Annotated in this window: 11 protein-coding genes and 1 pseudogene; 5 read left to right on the forward strand and 7 right to left on the reverse strand. The window is 74.1% G+C overall.

Annotated features, from left to right (window positions below; all coding sequences use genetic code 11):
* The first annotated feature begins 139 nt into the window (after positions 1-139).
* The gene (locus TNCT1_RS04675; RefSeq protein WP_143628525.1) at positions 140-2,866 is read left to right on the forward strand and encodes a sugar-binding domain-containing protein; all 2,727 of its coding nucleotides are present in this window, start codon (positions 140-142) and stop codon (positions 2,864-2,866) included.
* A gap of 40 nt (positions 2,867-2,906) precedes the next feature.
* On the opposite strand, the gene TNCT1_RS04680 is transcribed toward TNCT1_RS04675, so the two are convergent.
* Complete coding sequence (locus TNCT1_RS04680) at positions 2,907-4,361, reverse strand: hydrolase (RefSeq protein WP_143628527.1); 1,455 nt, start codon at positions 4,359-4,361, stop codon at positions 2,907-2,909.
* A gap of 214 nt (positions 4,362-4,575) precedes the next feature.
* Between TNCT1_RS04680 and TNCT1_RS04685 the strand changes: the two genes are divergently transcribed.
* A complete protein-coding gene (locus tag TNCT1_RS04685) occupies positions 4,576-4,839 on the forward strand; it encodes a GlsB/YeaQ/YmgE family stress response membrane protein (protein WP_143628529.1) in 264 nt (87 codons plus the stop codon).
* 8 nt (positions 4,840-4,847) lie between these two features.
* Here TNCT1_RS04685 and TNCT1_RS04690 read toward each other — a convergent pair whose 3' ends face one another.
* On the reverse strand, positions 4,848-5,624 hold the full coding sequence (locus TNCT1_RS04690) for a GNAT family N-acetyltransferase (RefSeq protein WP_143628531.1): 777 nt from the start codon (positions 5,622-5,624) through the stop codon (positions 4,848-4,850).
* Between the two features lie 119 nt (positions 5,625-5,743).
* On the opposite strand from TNCT1_RS04690, the gene TNCT1_RS04695 reads away from it, so the two are divergent.
* Positions 5,744-6,226, forward strand: coding sequence for a nucleoside deaminase (locus tag TNCT1_RS04695; protein ID WP_143628533.1), 483 nt, complete (start codon positions 5,744-5,746; stop codon positions 6,224-6,226).
* A gap of 152 nt (positions 6,227-6,378) precedes the next feature.
* On the opposite strand, the gene TNCT1_RS04700 is transcribed toward TNCT1_RS04695, so the two are convergent.
* Complete coding sequence (locus TNCT1_RS04700) at positions 6,379-7,233, reverse strand: GNAT family N-acetyltransferase (protein WP_143628535.1); 855 nt, start codon at positions 7,231-7,233, stop codon at positions 6,379-6,381.
* Between the two features lie 210 nt (positions 7,234-7,443).
* Entirely contained in the window at positions 7,444-8,106 is a 663-nt protein-coding gene (locus TNCT1_RS36780) for a chaplin (protein ID WP_235902338.1), read from the reverse strand.
* A gap of 307 nt (positions 8,107-8,413) precedes the next feature.
* Here TNCT1_RS36780 and TNCT1_RS04710 point away from each other — a divergent pair, with 307 nt between their 5' ends.
* Together TNCT1_RS04710 and TNCT1_RS04715 are read left to right on the forward strand one after the other, a co-directional pair.
* Positions 8,414-10,087, forward strand: coding sequence for an alpha/beta hydrolase (locus TNCT1_RS04710; protein WP_143628540.1), 1,674 nt, complete (start codon positions 8,414-8,416; stop codon positions 10,085-10,087).
* Between the two features lie 105 nt (positions 10,088-10,192).
* Complete coding sequence (locus TNCT1_RS04715; protein ID WP_143628542.1) at positions 10,193-10,711, forward strand: DUF4232 domain-containing protein; 519 nt, start codon at positions 10,193-10,195, stop codon at positions 10,709-10,711.
* 228 nt (positions 10,712-10,939) lie between these two features.
* Here TNCT1_RS04715 and TNCT1_RS04720 read toward each other — a convergent pair.
* From TNCT1_RS04720 to TNCT1_RS04730, 3 genes and pseudogenes are all read right to left on the reverse strand, one after another.
* Positions 10,940-11,704 (reverse strand): annotated as a pseudogene (locus TNCT1_RS04720) (alpha/beta fold hydrolase); the annotation flags it as partial.
* Positions 11,705-11,800: 96 nt separating this feature from the next.
* Entirely contained in the window at positions 11,801-12,940 is a 1,140-nt protein-coding gene (locus tag TNCT1_RS04725) for an alpha/beta hydrolase (protein WP_143628546.1), read from the reverse strand.
* The gene (locus tag TNCT1_RS04730) at positions 12,937-15,708 is read right to left on the reverse strand and encodes a thioester reductase domain-containing protein (protein ID WP_143628548.1); all 2,772 of its coding nucleotides are present in this window, start codon (positions 15,706-15,708) and stop codon (positions 12,937-12,939) included. Before TNCT1_RS04730 ends, TNCT1_RS04725 begins: the two co-directional genes overlap by 4 nt.
* Positions 15,709-15,717 lie beyond the last annotated feature (9 nt).

Consider the following 15,717-nt stretch of genomic DNA (forward strand, 5'->3'; position numbering starts at 1 on the left):
GACAGCCGAGCGGTTCGCGCCGTCCGCCGGGGCGGGCGGGGCCTACGGTCGTCGACGCGGCCCGTGCCGCGCACGACCTCGAGCCAGGTTAGTGACGTTTCCTCACCGGGCTCCTGACTTCACGAGGCTGGAGACCGCCGTGTTCCCTCGCCCCGCCCCCGGACGCCGCCCGGTCACCGCGGCCCTGCTGCTGAGCCTCGTCGCCCTGCTGCCGCCCGGCGCGCGGGCCGCGGCGGCGGACCGGAGCCCGGCGCCGCACCAGCCGCCGGCCGCGGTCACCCAGGTGCCCTCGGCGGCCGGCTCCGCCACCCCGCTCGCCGGGTACGCGATCCAGTCGACGGCGAAGGTGAGCGACCCGGCGGCGGCCGTCTCCTCCCCCGGCTACCCGGCCGCCGGCTGGCACCCGGCGGGCCCCCGCTCCACGGTGCTGGCCGCCCTGCTCGCCGACGGCGTGTACCCGGACCCCTTCCACTCCACGAATCTGCGGAAGATCCCGCGGAAGGACTTCGACGTCTCCTGGTGGTACCGGTCCGATTTCACCGTCGAGGACACCGCCCGCCGCACCCATCTGGACTTCAGCGGGGTCGTCTCGGCGGCCGACGTCTACGTCAACGGCCACGCGGTGGCCGCGGCGGCGGACGTGACCGGCGCCTACACCCGCCACGAGCTGGACATCACCTCGCTGGTGCGGCCCGGCGCCAACACCGTCGCGTTCCGGATCCGGCCCAACGATCCGGACGCCGACCTCACCATGGGCTGGCTGGACTGGCTCCAGCCGCCGCCCGACCGGAACATGGGCATCGTCCGTGACGTCCTGGTCCGCCGGGGCGGCCCGGTGGCGCTGCGCGACGCGCACGTGGTGACCCGGCTGGACGTGCCGTCCCTCGCCACCGCCGACCTGACCGTGAAGGCGCGGGCCCGCAACGACTCCGCCGAGGCGGTCACCGCCGAGGTGACCGGGCGCGTCGCCGGGGCGGTCCTCACCCGGAGCGTGCCGCTCGCCCCGCACGAGACGAAGACCGTCACCTTCTCCCCCGCCGACACCCCCGGGCTGCGCCTGGCCTCCCCGCGGGTTTGGTGGCCCGCCGGCATGGGCGGCCAGCCCCTGTACGACCTGGACCTCACCGCGTCGGTGTCCGGCACGGCCTCGGACACCGCCCACGAGACCTTCGGCATCCGCGACGTGCAGGCCCCGCTCGACGCCGACGGCGCCCGTGCGTACCGGATCAACGGCCGCCGGCTGCTGATCAGGGGCGGCGGCTGGTCCCCGGACGAGTTCCTGCGCTGGGACCCCCGCTACGTGGCGGACCGGCTCGACCAGGCCCTCGACCTCGGGCTGAACACCCTGCGCCTGGAGGGCCACCTCGAGCCCGACGAGTTCTTCGGCCTCGCCGACCGCAAGGGCCTGCTCGCGCTGCCCGGCTGGGAGTGCTGCGACAAGTGGGAGGGGAACGTCAACGAGGACGGCTCCGGCGAGAAGTGGACCGAGGCGGACCACCGGGTCGCCAAGGCGTCCATGGCCGCGGAGGCCGCCCGGCTGCGCGGCCACCCGAGCGTGATCTCGTTCCTGATCGGCAGCGACGCGGCCCCCGACGCGACGATCGAGCGGGAGTACCTGGACGCCCTGAAGGCCGCCGACTGGCCCGACCCGGTGATCCCGGCCGCCTCCGAGAACTCCTCACCGCGACTCGGCCGCTCGGGGATGAAGATGACCGGGCCGTACGACTGGGTCCCGCCCGGCTACTGGTACGCCAAGCGCGAGGGCGGGGCCACCGGCTTCAACTCCGAAACCAGCGCGGGCCCCGACATCCCGACGCTCGACACCCTGCGCCGGATGATGACCCCGGCCGAGCTGGACACCCTCTGGAAGGACCCGGGCGCCCCGCAGTACCACCGCTCGCCCTCCTCCGTCTTCGGCACCCTGAAGATCTACGACGCCGCCCTCACCGGCCGCTACGGCGCGCCGAAGGACCTGGCCGACTACGTCCGCAAGGCGCAGCTCGCCCAGTACGAGAACGTCCGCGCCCAGTACGAGGCCTACGGGCGCAACGCCACGGACGCGGACAGGCCGGCCACCGGGGTGGTCTACTGGATGTTCAACAGCGGCTGGACGTCCCTGCACTGGCAGTTGACGGACCGTTATCTGGACCAGAACGGCGCCTACTTCGGCGCGAAGAAGGCGAACGAGCCGCTGCACATCCAGTACTCCTACGACGACCGCTCGGTCGTGGTCGTCAACGGCCGACATGGTCCGGCGGGCCGGCTCACCGCCCGGGCCACCCTGTTCGACCCCGACGGCACACAGCGGTACGACCGGTCCGCGGGCGGGGTGTCGGTGGACGGCGACGGCGCGCGCCGCACCGCGTTCACCCTGCCCGCGTCGGTGAGCGGCCTGCCCCGGACGTATCTGCTCAGGCTGACCCTGACCGACGGGGACGGCCGGGAGGTGAGCCGGAACGTCTACTGGCTCTCCACGGCACCGGACACGCTCGACTGGGCGCACACCGACTGGTACCATACGCCGGCCACCCGCTACGCCGACCTCACGGGACTCGCCGCGATGGAGCGGGCGCCGGTGGAGGCGACGGCGGCGACGACGTCGTCCGGCGGCACGTCCACGACGACGGTGACCCTGCGGCGCCCGGGGAGCGGACGCACGCCGTCCCTGTTCACGGACGTCCACCTGGTCGACGACCGGGGCCGGCCCGTGCTGCCGGTGCGGTGGTCGGACAACGAGGTCGGTCTGTGGCCGGGCGAGTCGGTGACGCTGACCGCCGTCTACCGGACCGCGGACCTCAGGGGCTCGGCGCCGCGTGTGCGGGTGTCGGGCTGGAACACCCCGGAGCGGACGCTGCCGGCCGGCTGACCGGGCGGGGGCGGACCCGGACGGGCCCGCCCCCCGGGGTTCAGCTCACGTCGAGCGCGGTGTCGTCGATGACGAACGACGTCTGCTTGGTGGAGCCCTCGGTGCCGGTGAACTGGAGCTTGACCGTCTGGCCCGCGTAGCCGGTGAGGTCGAAGGTGCGCCGGGTGTAGCCGCTCGCCGCGTTCAGGTTCGAGTAGGTGGCGAGGGTGGAGAGCACGGTGCCACCGCTGTTGAGGACCTGGGCCTTCAGGGTGTCGTAGGCCGTGGAGGTGGTGGTCTCGGCGGTGTCGATGTGGAGGTAGAGGCTCAGGGTGGCGTTCGCGCATCCGGCGGGGACGGTCACCGTCTGCGCGAGGGTGTCGGTGTGCGCGGAGCCGTAGCCGCCCAGCCAGGCCTTGTAGGAGCCGGTACGGGCGGCCTCGCCGGAGTCGTTGGTGATGACGCCGCTGGACGCGGTCCAGGAGGTGGCGCCGGACTCGAAGCCGTTGTTGCCGAGGAGCTGGGCGGCGGTGCAGGTGCCGGTGCCGCCTCCGCCTCCGCCTCCGCTGGTGCCGGAACCGGCCAGCCAGGCCGTGGCGTTGAGGGCGAGGGCCGCGTTGGTGGCGCCGGTGTCGTTCCAGCCGTCGTACAGGGTGTTCCCCGACTGGCCGGTGCCGTCGTCGATGGGCGAGCTGTCGCCCCAGAAGGCGACCCGGCCGCTGCCGAAGGTGCTGGTGAGGAAGAAGGCGCCGGTGTTGCCCGAGTAACCGGTGCGGTAGAGCAGGCCCTTGACGCTCGCGTTGTCCGCGGGCTTGAGGGTGGCCGTCGTGCCGCTGGCGATCAGGCTCTTGCTGACCGTGCCGAACGAGCCGTGCAGGACGGGGTCGGTGCTGTCGCTGATCGCCGAGGGGTAGTCGGAGCTGATGCTCAGCGAGTCGATGGAGAAGCCGAACGGGTCGGTGGAGTCGACGCTGTTGTTGGTCATCAGGTCGTTGAGGATCTCGACCGCGTCCTGGCCGTCGTTGTTGCGGTCGGCGCCGGTGTGGTCGGAGATCATGAACAGGCCGCCGCCGTTCTTCACGAAGTTCATGATCGCCGTCTTCTCGGCGGTGGTGAACAGCGTGTTGGGCTCGGGCAGCACCAGGGTGTCGAAGTTCGACAGGTCGGTGGCCGACGACCCGCCGTAGCTCAGGCCGGAGCCGGAGGGCAGGGTCTTCAGGCTGTACCCGCCGGCCTTCTGCAGGGCCACGCCCCAGGAGGACAGGGCGCCGGTCCAGTCCGTCTCGGCGGACGGGGTGGCGTCCTGGCCGAGCGGGTCGGGCTGGCTGGTGGAGATGATCCAGTCCGCGTTGCCCGCCGTCTCGGCGTGGGCGTTGTCGAACAGGATCCGGTGCGTGGTGGCCGCGTGGGCGGGGGCGGGTGCGGCGCCGATCTGCCAGGCCGCGGCGGTCACGAACAGTCCGAGTCCGGCCAGGGCGGTGGTGAACGGGCGGAGGGATCTCCTCGATCCGAACATCCGGCGAACCTCCATGGGAGTGGGGAGAGGCGGTGGGGGCGCCTTGTCTGCGCGCGTAGAGCACGCATGAGGGTTCTACACGCGTCGATCGATTGAAAGGTACATGGCACAAAGGTCCGGTGAACAGAAAGTCCCGGCAATGACCGCGTCGGCGTGCACGCGGTCGCAGCGGGCAGACGGCCCTTCGGCGGGGGACGGGAACGGAGGGGTTGACATGGAGATCTCAGGCATCCTCAGTGCCGTCGTCATCGGCATCGTCATCGGCGTGCTGGGCCGGCTCGTCGTACCCGGTCGCCAGCACATCGGCATCCTGTGGACCATCGCGGTGGGCATCGTCGCCGCGCTGGTGGGCTCGGCGATCGCCGCCGGGATCGGGGTCGCGGACACCAAGGGGCCGGACTGGATCGAGTGGTTCATCCAGATCGCCCTGGCGGCCGTGGGCGTGGCCGCGCTGGGCCGGGCGATGGCGCGTCGCTGAGCGGCGGTTCAGCCCTCGTACAGGTAGGGCGTCGTGGTGGTGAGCGCGTGGAAGCCGAGGCGCTCCAGGATCGGGCGGCTCATCGGCGAGGCGTCGACCTGGAGGTAGCGGCAGCCGTGGGCGGCGGCCACGCGGGCCCGGTGGGCGACCAGGGCGCGGTAGACGCCCCGGCCCCGCCAGGCCGCCACGGTGCCGCCGCCCCACAGACCCGCGAAGCGGGCGCCGGGCAGCAGTTCCATGCGGGCCGAGGCGACCGGCTCGGACCCGGCGAGCGCCACCACGGCGACGACCGTGCCCGGGTCGTCGGCCAGCCGGGCCAGCAGGCGGTGGCGCAGCCGGGTGCCGTCGGTGCCGAAGGCCGACTCGTGCGCCCGGACGACGAGGTCCACGCCCGCCGCGTCGGTGGCCTCGACGATCTCGATCCCGTCCGGTGTGCCGGGGGCCGGGGCCAGTCGGCCGGTCTCGGCGACCAGCAGCGTCTCCTCGGGCTCGGCGCGCAGGCCCGCCGCGGTGAGGCGGGCGCCGAGATCCGCCGGCCCGTCGTGGCCGTACAGCTTCCACTCGAAGTCCAGGCCCAGGCCGGTGAAGTGGGCGATCTGCTCGCCGATCACCCGGTCCGCCGTCGTCTCGTCCAGGGCGGACCACAGCACGCCGTTCCAGGCGTGCGCGTCACCGGTCTGGCGCACCACGGCGCCGACCCGTTCGATCCGGCTCGCCGGCCCGTCGGGGCGGGCGCCCTCGCGCATGTCCCGGTCGTACAGGGCGAGCACCGCGGCGTGATCCATGATCTCAGTCCAGCATCGGCCCTCACCCGGGGGCAACGGGATTTTCCGTTCGCCCGGAAGCGGCGCGGCCCGTAACCTGCGACGCCGGGGGCTGTCGGCACAGGAGGTTCCGGAGGGTCATGGTGAAGGACAGTGAGCTGCGCCATCTGCGCCGCTGCGTGGAACTGGCGCGCGAGGCGCTGGAGTCCGGTGACGAGCCGTTCGGTTCGGTGCTCGCCGCGGCGGACGGCACGGTGCTCGCCGAGGACCGCAACCGGGTGGCCTCCGGCGACCGCACGCGTCATCCCGAGTTCGAGCTGGCCCGCTGGGCGGCCGCCCGGATGAGCCCGGCGGAGCGCGCGGCGGCGACGGTCTACACCTCGGGCGAGCACTGCCCGATGTGCGCGGCCGCGCACGCCTGGGTGGGGCTCGGCCGCATCGTCTACGTCGCCTCGTCCGAGCAGCTCACCTCCTGGCTGGCCGCCCTCGGGGTACCCGCGCCGCCGGTACGGGCGCTGCCGGTGCGGGAGGTCGCCCCGGAGGTCGTGGTCGAGGGACCGGTACCCGAACTGGCCGACGAGGTACGCGAACTCCACCACCGCTTCCACGCCGCACGCGGCTGAGCCGGGCCGCCGCGCCGCGCTCACCCGGCCCCGCGCTCATCCGGCGCCGCACGCGGGCCGGGTGCCGCTGGGGCCGGGTGCCGCTGAGGGCGGATGCCGCTCAGGCCGGGTGCCGCTGAGGGGCGGGCGGAACGCCGGGCGGGGGCCTCGGGTCAGCCCAGTTCCAGAGTGGTCACGCCGAACACGCGTTCCTGGGCGTGGGCGCGGACCGGGCCGGTGTACATGCGGGCCGTCTCGAACGAGGGGCTGAAGCCGGCCTCCTCCACCAGCGCGAGCGCGGCGGTGTTCGGCTCGGGCACGTCGACGGCGACCTCCAGGCCGGCGGCGCCGGCGGTGAGCGCGGCGAACAGTGCCCGGGCGTCGTCGGCGGTGTCGGCGAACAGCGGGCCGATGCGCAGGGTGTCGTGGCCGGGGCGGATCACTCCGTAGCCGGTGAGCCGGTCGCCGTCGTGCCGGACGAAGGCGCGGTGGCCGGGGCCGGTGAGCCACGCGGCGAGGAACCGGGGGCGGTCGGCGGGCGTGCAGAGGGCGTCGTACGCGGTGACGGCGGGCAGGTCGGCGGGGCCCGCGGGACGGACGCCGGCCGCCGGTCCGCCGCCGGACGCGACGCCGGTGAACCGGACGGTGCGGTGGGCGAATTCGAAGCCGGACCGACGGTAGTTGTCCTGCTGGGCGACGACTCCGTCCAGGCCGACGGTGCGGTTCCCGGCATGGGCGAGGGCGGTCTTCCAGGTGGTCAGACCGTGCCCGTGGCCGCGCAGGTCCGGGCGGACGAGGTAGCAGCCGAGGAAGGCGTAGTCGGGGCCGTGATTGACGACGGAGACGGCCGAGACGGGCTCCCCGTCGATCTGGCCGAGGAAGAAGCCCTCGGGGTCCTGGGCGAAGAAGGCGGGCCCGTCGGACAGCCCGGGGTTCCATCCCTCGGCCGCCGCCCACCCGCTGATCACCGGCCAGTCGGCGAGCGTGGCCTGGGTGACGACGAGGTCCTGCGGGGCCGGTGAGGTCATCGGTGCGCTCCACTGTCCGTGAGGTCGGGCTGCCGTACGGCGCGGTGCTCGGCCGCGCACCGGGCATCCTTGCCCATCGCCACGGGCCCGCGCCATGCCGGGACCGGCCGGTGCGCGGTTCCCGGCACGCTTTCGGACAGCGGCGCTCGGGCCGGGACAGCGGTGAGCCCCACCGGGCCGGCGTCCGGTGGGGCATGCCTGCCGCTGGGGTCAGCGCATGCGGCTCGGCCGGAAGCGGCGGTACAGGACCGTCCCGGTGAGCAGCAGGGCCGCGCTGCCGGCGACCGCGGGTGCCGTCATGTCCGCTCCGGTGTGGGCCAGGGTGGCCACGGACTGCGCCGGGGCGGCCTGCCGGGTGTGCGGGGCCGGGTGGGACTTGACCGGCGTCGTGCGCACCGGCTCCGGCGTGGTGGTCTCCGGCGTGTCCGAGAAGTGGTTGCCGGAGTGGTTGTCCACCGCCGGGTTGCCCACGCCCACCACGTTCACCGAGTTGCCGGTCACGTTCACCGGCACGTGCACGGGGAGCTCGATGGTGTTCCCGGAGATGACTCCCGGCGAGTCCTTGCTGCCGCCGTGCGCGTAGGCGCCGCCGTGGGTCGAGGAGGAGCCGGCCCTGTGCGAGCCGCTCTTCTTGTCCCCGTGACCGCCGTTCTCGCAGGCGTTGCCCGCCGAGGGGTTGAGCAGCCCCACGACGTTCACGGTGTTGCCGCACACGTTCAGCGGGATGTGCACCGGGACCTGGATGGTGTTGCCGGAGATCACCCCGGGCGAGCCGGTCGCCGCGCCGTCGGCGGAGGCCCCGTCGGCCGCGAACGCAGCGGACACCGGCATCGCCACGGCCATCGCACCGGAGGCGGCAACGACAGCGATCACACCGTTTCGGGTAGCCCGTCTCATGGATTTCCCTGCTTTCTAGACATCGTCGCGGGCACTTGCCCACACCGGATAGAACGCAGCCGGACCATCGGGGTTATGGCGTATCAGTCTTTCACCCCATTGGGCGACATGATCTTTCGAGTCGCACGTAAAGTTTCGAATGGGCATCGATCAGCGCGAAAAGTGCGAACAATAGATCATCGACAGTGGTGCCGCTCGCCCGGAGGCGGCCCTTCCGTACCCCGCTTATGGTGAGCGAGGGCGCCGCCCGGTCCCCGTCGGGTCGCCCCCCGGGAGGCGAACGATGCTGGCCAAGCTGTCCACCCGGCCCGCCGTGCGCAAGTGCGCGGGCGCCGGCGCGCTGACCCTGACGCTGCTCGGGTCCGGGCTGCCCGCGGCGGCGGCCGACGAGCCGCGGCCCGGGCTGTCCCGCTTCTACAAGCAGAAGATCGCGTGGACGGCATGCGACGGCGCGGGCGTGCCGCGAGACCTGCAGTGCGGAAAGGTGACCGTTCCGCTCGACTACGCCCACCCCGGCGCCGGCACCCTCGACCTGGCGCTGGCCCGCTACCGGGCGACGGGCGCCTCGCGGGGCTCGGTGCTGTTGAACTTCGGCGGCCCGGGCGGCTCCGGCGTCCACGAACTCGCGACGGGCGGCAAGCAGTTCATGGACCTCACCAACGGCTACGACGTCGTCACCTTCGACCCGCGGGGCGTCGGCCGCTCCTCCCCCGTGAGCTGCGGCGAGGGCGGCGACCAGACCTCGGTGGCGACGGGCCAGAACCTCGACATCAGCCGGCCCCTGCCGCTGCTGAAGCGGCTGCGGCAGGCCGCCGACCAGTGCGCCCGCAACTCCGGCCCGGTGCTCGCGCACATAGGCACCGTGGACGCCGCCCGCGACCTGGACGTGATGCGCCAGGCGCTCGGCGACGGCAAGCTCAACTACCTGGGTTTCTCGTACGGGACGCGGCTCGGCGCGGTGTACGCGGCGCAGTTCCCGCACCGGGTCGGCCGGATGACCCTGGACGGTGTCGACACGCTGACCGAACCGCTGTCCGAACAGGGCGTGGCGGGCGCCGAGGGGCTGCAGACGGCTCTGGACGACTTCCTGGACTGGTGTACGACCGACATAGCCTGTCCGTTCGGACGGGACCGGCGCATGGCCGGAAGCCAGGTGGTCCGGCTGGTGCGCTCGCTGGACCGGGACCCGGTGCCCACGGACTTCGGCGGCTCCTTCTCCGGCCAGGACCTGGCGGGGGCCATCGGTTCGGCCCTCTACAGCGAGGAGCTGTGGCCCACCCTGGAACGCGCGCTCGCCTCGCTGGTGGACGACGGCGACACCCGGGGCGTGCTCGGCTTCTCCGCCGGCGCCTTCTGGCCGGGCGGCGGCTTCACCCCGCCCGTCCGGCGGCCCGGCGGGGACGGGATACGGGCGGCGGGCGGCCGGCACGGCGGCCTCGTGGACTCCGCCGACGTCCCGGCCGACAACCTGCCGGCCGCGCTGCTGGCGATCAACTGCGCGGACGACCCCGACCGGCCCTCCGACACGCAGCTCACCAAGGACCTGAAGAGCCTGCGGGCCGCCTACGACCAGGCCTCACCGGTCTTCGGCCGGTTCAAGCTCACCCAGCTGCTGATGTGCTACGGCCGCCCGAAGGGCACGTCCTACATCCGCGACCGGGTGAAGGACGTCGACACCGCGAAGCTGCTGCTGGTCGGCACGCGCGGCGACCCGGCGACGCCGTACCGCTGGACCGAGGAGACCGCCCGGCGGCTCGGTGCGGCGGCCGTCGTGCTGGACAACAGGAGCGACGGGCACACCGGTTACTCGTCGTCCAGGTGCGTGCACCGCAAGGTCGACGACTTCCTGCTGTACGGCTCGCTGCCGGCCGACGGCAGTTCCTGCCCGGCGGACCGGCGGGTCCGCACCTCCACGCCCGGGCCGCCCGGTGACGGCGGACCTGCGGCGAACGGGTGACAGGGGCGGTCCGGGCGCAACCTCCGGGCCGCGCGGACCGTCACATCCGACGAGGCGGGCCCCGGCCCGCCGTGCCCGCACCTGACCAGGACAGGGGAGCCCGCCATGCGCATCCGAGCCGCCGCCGTACCCGTCGTCTGCGCCGCCGCCGCGCTGCTGTGCGCCGCGCCGCCGAGCCAGGCGGCCGCCCGCCAGGCCGGGCCCGCCCGTTGCGCGGAACGGGTGCTGACCGTGCGGGCGAAGGCCGCGCCCGCCGATCCCTCCGTGCTGCGGGTGTCCGTGACCAACCGCGGCGGCCGTGCCTGCGCGGTCGACCGGGTGCCCACCATCACGTTCGGTGATCTGGACGGGGCCGCGCTGCCGGTGCCCGTGGGCGGCAGCGGCGTCTACGCGCTCAAGGCGGGCAGGACGGCGTACGCGGCCGTGCGCACGATCGCCGACTTCGCCGACCCCGAGGCCCGCCGGACGGGCTCGGTGTCGGTGGCCGCTTCGGCCTCGCACTGGGGCCGCTCCTTCACCGCCGCCCAGCTCGGCACCGGCGGCGAGGTGCTGGTGTGGGAGCCGGTGACGACGTGGTGGCAGCCGACGGCCGCGGCCGCCGACCGCGCCCTCGGCGTCGGCTGAGGCGGCCCGGGCGCGCGCCCGCCAGGCGGTGACACCACGACCGCGTCACCGCCCCGGCGCCCGCACGCGCCCCGGCCCCGGCGACTAGGCGGACTCCGCGGATTCCGCGGGCTTCGCGGTGCCCTCGGGCGCCGGGGACGCCGCCGACTCGGCGGGCACCTCCGGCCCAGGCGGCTCCTCCTGCCCGGGGGACTGCGCGGGACGAGGGTTCCGCTTCGGGTCCGGGGCCAGGAACGCCTCCAGGGCCGCGGTGAGTTCGGCGGGCTTCTCCACGGGCAGTTCGTGGCCCGCGTCGATGATGCGGACGACCGCGTCCGGGTAGGCCTTCGCCAGCCGCAGCATCTGCCGTACGGGGAGCTGGATGTCGTGGTAGCCGTGCACCATCAGGGTGGGCGTGCGGATCTCGCCGGCCCGGTCCAGGACGTCGAAGGCGCGCATGGCGCCGTACAGCGTCATGACGACCTCGCGCGGGGTCGCGGCGGAGGCGCGGATGTACTCGCGGACCTCCTCGCGGGGATGGCCAGGCGCGAAGGCCCGCTGGATGTTGGCGGCGATGAACATTTTGTACGGCGCCAGCGTGGAGGCCGCCATGAGCAGTCCCCGGCCACGGCTGTACGTCATCCGGCCGATGGAGTTGACCAGCACCATCCGTTCCACCCGCTCGGGGTGGGACAGGGCGATCGTCTGCGAGATCATCCCGCCCATGGAGTGGCCGACCAGCACGAACCGCTCGACCCCGAGGTGGTCGAGGAGCGCCAGCACGTCCGCCGCCAGCTCCGCGACCGTCCGCACCCCGGCGCCGGTGCTCTCCCCGTGCCCGCGCAGGTCAAGCCGGATCACCCGCCGGGCGGGCGAGAAGTGCGCCGCCTGGTGGTCCCAGCGGTGCCGGTCCGCGGTCCAGCCGTGCACGAACACCAGGGGCACGTCCGCGCCGTCGCGGGGGCCCTCGTCGTCGTACGTCAGTACGGCGCCGGCGACGTCGAACTGCGGCATGGGGGCCTCCTGGGGCGCGGTCGGGGCGAGTCCGGTTACTGACGGGTACGGTAACCGGCCGTGCCGTCGGCCGTCACCGCCCTTCGCGGGTGAATGTCAGCGGTGTGCGCCGAGGAACTCCAGGACGTGCCCGAAGACGTCCAGCGCGGCGCCGCGGCCCAGGAACGGGTCGAGGTGGCCGTAGCCGGGGATCTCGGTGTAGGAGACGTCGAGCTGCGGCTGCCGCCGGGACAGCACCTCGTGGCAGAGCTTCTGGGAGTCCAGCCACAGCCCGTTCTCGCTGCCCGAGAGCAGCAGCACCGGGGTGTCGATACGGCCTGCCGCGTCCAGCGCGTTGGGCGGCAGCGCCCGGTAGCGGTGGTCGGTGTCGTGCCAGCGGACGACGGTGCGGGCCAGCTCGATCCGGCGCAGGTGGGGCAGGATCCACAGCGGGGCGGGACCGAGCAGTTCGGCGAGCCGGTCGTGGGTGGCCGGGTCGAGGTTCTCGTGGACGAACAGGGAGGCGCCGGTTCCCCAGGCCGAGTTGTGCAGGATCTGGCAGGTCGGGTCCGGGCAGGCCGCCTTGCGCGAGGCGAGCGCGAACAGCGGGGTGTACTTGGACCACAGACCCACCTTGCGGATGTCGACGGGGATGTGGTCGATCCGGGTCTTCAGCAGCTCCCCCGCCACGGACATCCGCAGCGAGGTGCGCCCGGCCAGCTTGGGCGTGAGGAAGACCCCCTGCGACACCACTCCGGCCAGCCCCGGCACGAGGCCGGCCGCCATGCTCATCGACAGGGTGAGCGAGCCGATGCAGTGCGCGACCACGAACAGCGGCCGGTCGCCGATGCGTTCACGGACGCGGGCGACTGCCCCGGGGATGTCGTACAGGGCCACGTCGTCGTAGGTGTAGCGGCCCCCGGTCTCGTTGTACGGGAGCCGGCAGCTTCCCCGCCAGTCCAGCAGCCAGGGCTCATAGCCCTCGTCGAGCAGGACGTCGACGAGGTTGCGGGTCTCGGGCAGCAGGAACATGTCGGCGGAGGCGGTGTGCCCGTGCAGCAGCAGAACGGCCGGCCGGCCCGGGTCGCCGGGACCGATCCGGGTCAGACCGAGCCGGACGCCGTCGTCGGCGCGGAACGGGATCTCCTCGACGTGGGCCGGGTCGAGGCGGTGGCGCAGCGGGCGCGGCGCCGCGCCGGTGCGGACCTTGCGGAGCGCCGGGCGGGCCGCCTTGGCGGTGGTGGTCCTGAAGATCATCGGTTGTGCTCCGTGGGGGTCGGGGTCCGGCGCAGGTCGAGCAGGTCGGCGGCGGCCCGGGCGAACGGGGCGACGAGTCCGCGGCCCATCTCCAGGCCGAACCAGGCGAGCCAGGTGAGCTTGGCGGCCCGCTTCTCCTGGCCGGTCAGGCGCGGGTCGACGCGGATGCCGTCGATCTGGTCGCGGACGTAGGAGCCGGCGGGCACGACGACCTCGCCGAGCAGGCTCGCCGCCTCACCCTCGCGGCCGATCTCGACGGTCAGCGCCCGGGTCTGGCGCCAGAGGTCCCGGCGGGCCCGCGCGTACTTGCGGCCCTCCAGCCACCACCGGCCGCCGTCCGCGTCGCGCAGCCTGAGCCGGTAGCGCAGGAGCTGGTGCCGCATGCCGTGCTGCTGCGGGATGCCCTCCTCGGGGCGCACCCACAGGTCGCCGCGTTCCACGGTGAGCGGTTCGGGGTGCAGGGCGGAGCAGGTCACCTGTCCGCTGACGTCCACCCGGCGCTCCTTGACCAGTTGGTACATGCTCGCGATGGACAGCGTGAGCGCCATCGAGCAGGGGGTGGCGGCGGTGGCGCCGACCGGTCCGACGGTCCCCTCGGTGGTCTCGGAGAACCACAGGTAGGGCTGGTCGTCCTTGTGCGGCAGCCGGGCGAGGCCGTCGCCGGCGAGCTTCTCGAAGGTCTTCAACTGGTCCTGCGCGTCGTAGCGGGCGGCGGGTGCGAGGCCGAGGGCGGCGACCAGGGCGTCGGTGCGGGCGGCCTCGGCGGCCGGGCCCTTCAGGGTGGCCTCGCACAGCTTCAGGGCGGTGGGGCTCTGCAGCACCCGGGAGAGGAAGCCGAGTTCGGGTACGGGCTCGGCCTGGAGGCGGGCGAGGGTGGCGGTGCGCCACTCGTCCCAGTCCTGGACGCGTACGTGCATGCCGCCGAAGGCCATGTCCCGTACGACGTCGTCGAGGGTGTTGGGCACGCCGGTGAGGTTGTAGTCGAAGCCCCACGCGTCGGGTTCGCAGATCGCGGCGACGGCGACCCGGCTGACCCAGTCCACCGGGGCGGCGTTGAGGTGGCGGAACGCCGGCACGGTGCGGAAGCGGCCGAAGGCCGATATCAGGCCGCTGCTGAGGTCCTGCGCGTTGTAGGCGCCGGTCTTCGTGTGGCCGCCGATGCCGCCGGGGCGGAGCGCGGTGACGACCAGGCCGTGGTCGCGGGCCCGGCGCAGGGCGACCTCGGCGGCCCACTTGGACTGGTCGTAGCCGGAGACGAGCCGGTCGATGTGGGCGAGCGGGTCGTCCTCGCCCATCGAGGTGATGCCCACCTCGTTGAACACCGCGATCGACGAGATGTGGTGCAGCGGCTTGGGGCGTCCGGTCGCGGCGAGTTCGGCGAGGGTGAGCGCGCCAAGGACGTTGCTCGCGCGCAGCGACTGGTAGCCGCGCAGGAAGTCCACGGCGGCCGCTACGCCGACGACGCTGTCGAGTTCGTGCGCGAGGGTGTGCCAGCGCTCGTCGGTGAGGCCCAGACGCGGGCGCCGGATGTCGCCGGGCAGCACGGTGATCCGGCGGCGGACCTCGGACGACCACGGCAGCCGGTAGCCGCGCAGCTGCTCGCCGAGCCGTGCGGTGGCCGCCGCCTCGTCCTCGGCGCGGACCAGGCAGTACACGTGGGCGTCGCTGTGCCGCAGCAGGTCGAGCAGCATGTGGCTGCCGAGGAACCCGGTCGCTCCGGTCAGCAGGACCCGGCGGGGCGGCACCGGCTCGGGCACGTCGGTGAACGGCAGCCGGTCGGCGAGGGCGAGGTCGGCGAGTATCTGCTCGAGGTCCTCCGGACGCGCGCGGGAGTACCGGTCGCCGTCGGCGCGGTACCCGCCGCCGGGCAGGGCGGGCGGGGTCCGGTGTGCCGGGACCGGCAGGGGGCGGCTGGCGGGCGTACGGGCCGGCGCGGTCCCGGCGCCCGTGCTGGGCGCGGCCGCGCGTGCGGTACGGGCGGCCTCGGAGGCGGCGGAGGACGGGGCTGCCCCGGCGGGGGTGCCGTCGGGGGCTGCCCCGGGGCCGGCGGCGGGGACGCTGAGAGCCCGGGCGTCGCCGGAGGGCGTACCCGGGGCGGCGGGGGCGGCGTCGGGGACGGCCATGGATCCGGCGGGGGCGCCCGGGGGCTCCGTGGCGGCCGAGGGCATACCCGGCGCGGCGAGGGCGGCATTGGACACGGCCATGGCGGAGGGCGTACCTGGCGCGGCGGGGGAACCGTCGGGGACGACCATGGTCCTGGCGGGGGCGCCCGGGGACTCCGTGACGGCGGAGGACGTGCCCGGCGTGGGCAGTTCGGCGGCTTCCGCGCCGGGTGCCGGTGTGGGGACGCCCGGTGTGGTGGCCGGTGTGCTGCCGGGGGCTTCGGTGGTGGGCGATGGTGTGGGCGCGGTGCCCAGGAGCGGCAGCCAGCGGCGGGCCAGGCTGCGCGGGCGGGCGTCGGCGAAGACCTCGTCGAGGTCGACCTCGATGCCCAGTTCGCCCTCGAGTTCGGCGATCAGTTCCACCGCGCCCACGCTGGTGCCGCCCGCGTCGAAGAAGTCGGCGTCCGGGTCCAGCCGGCCGGCGGGCAGATGGCGGCCGGCCGCGTTGGCGACGGTGGCGGTCAGACCGTCCAGGTCCGGCGCCGGGGCCGGCGGCGGCTCGGACCCGGCGCCCGCCGCGCGCACCTTGGCCAGCAGGCCGGGCACGTCGAGTCCGCCGCCGCCCCGCTCGATCGACTCGGCGATCGCCTCGTTCACGTCACGCATGAGAGTCCT

Source organism: Streptomyces sp. 1-11, assembly GCF_007176755.1.
In the GTDB taxonomy this organism is placed as follows: Bacteria; Actinomycetota; Actinomycetes; order Streptomycetales; family Streptomycetaceae; genus Streptomyces.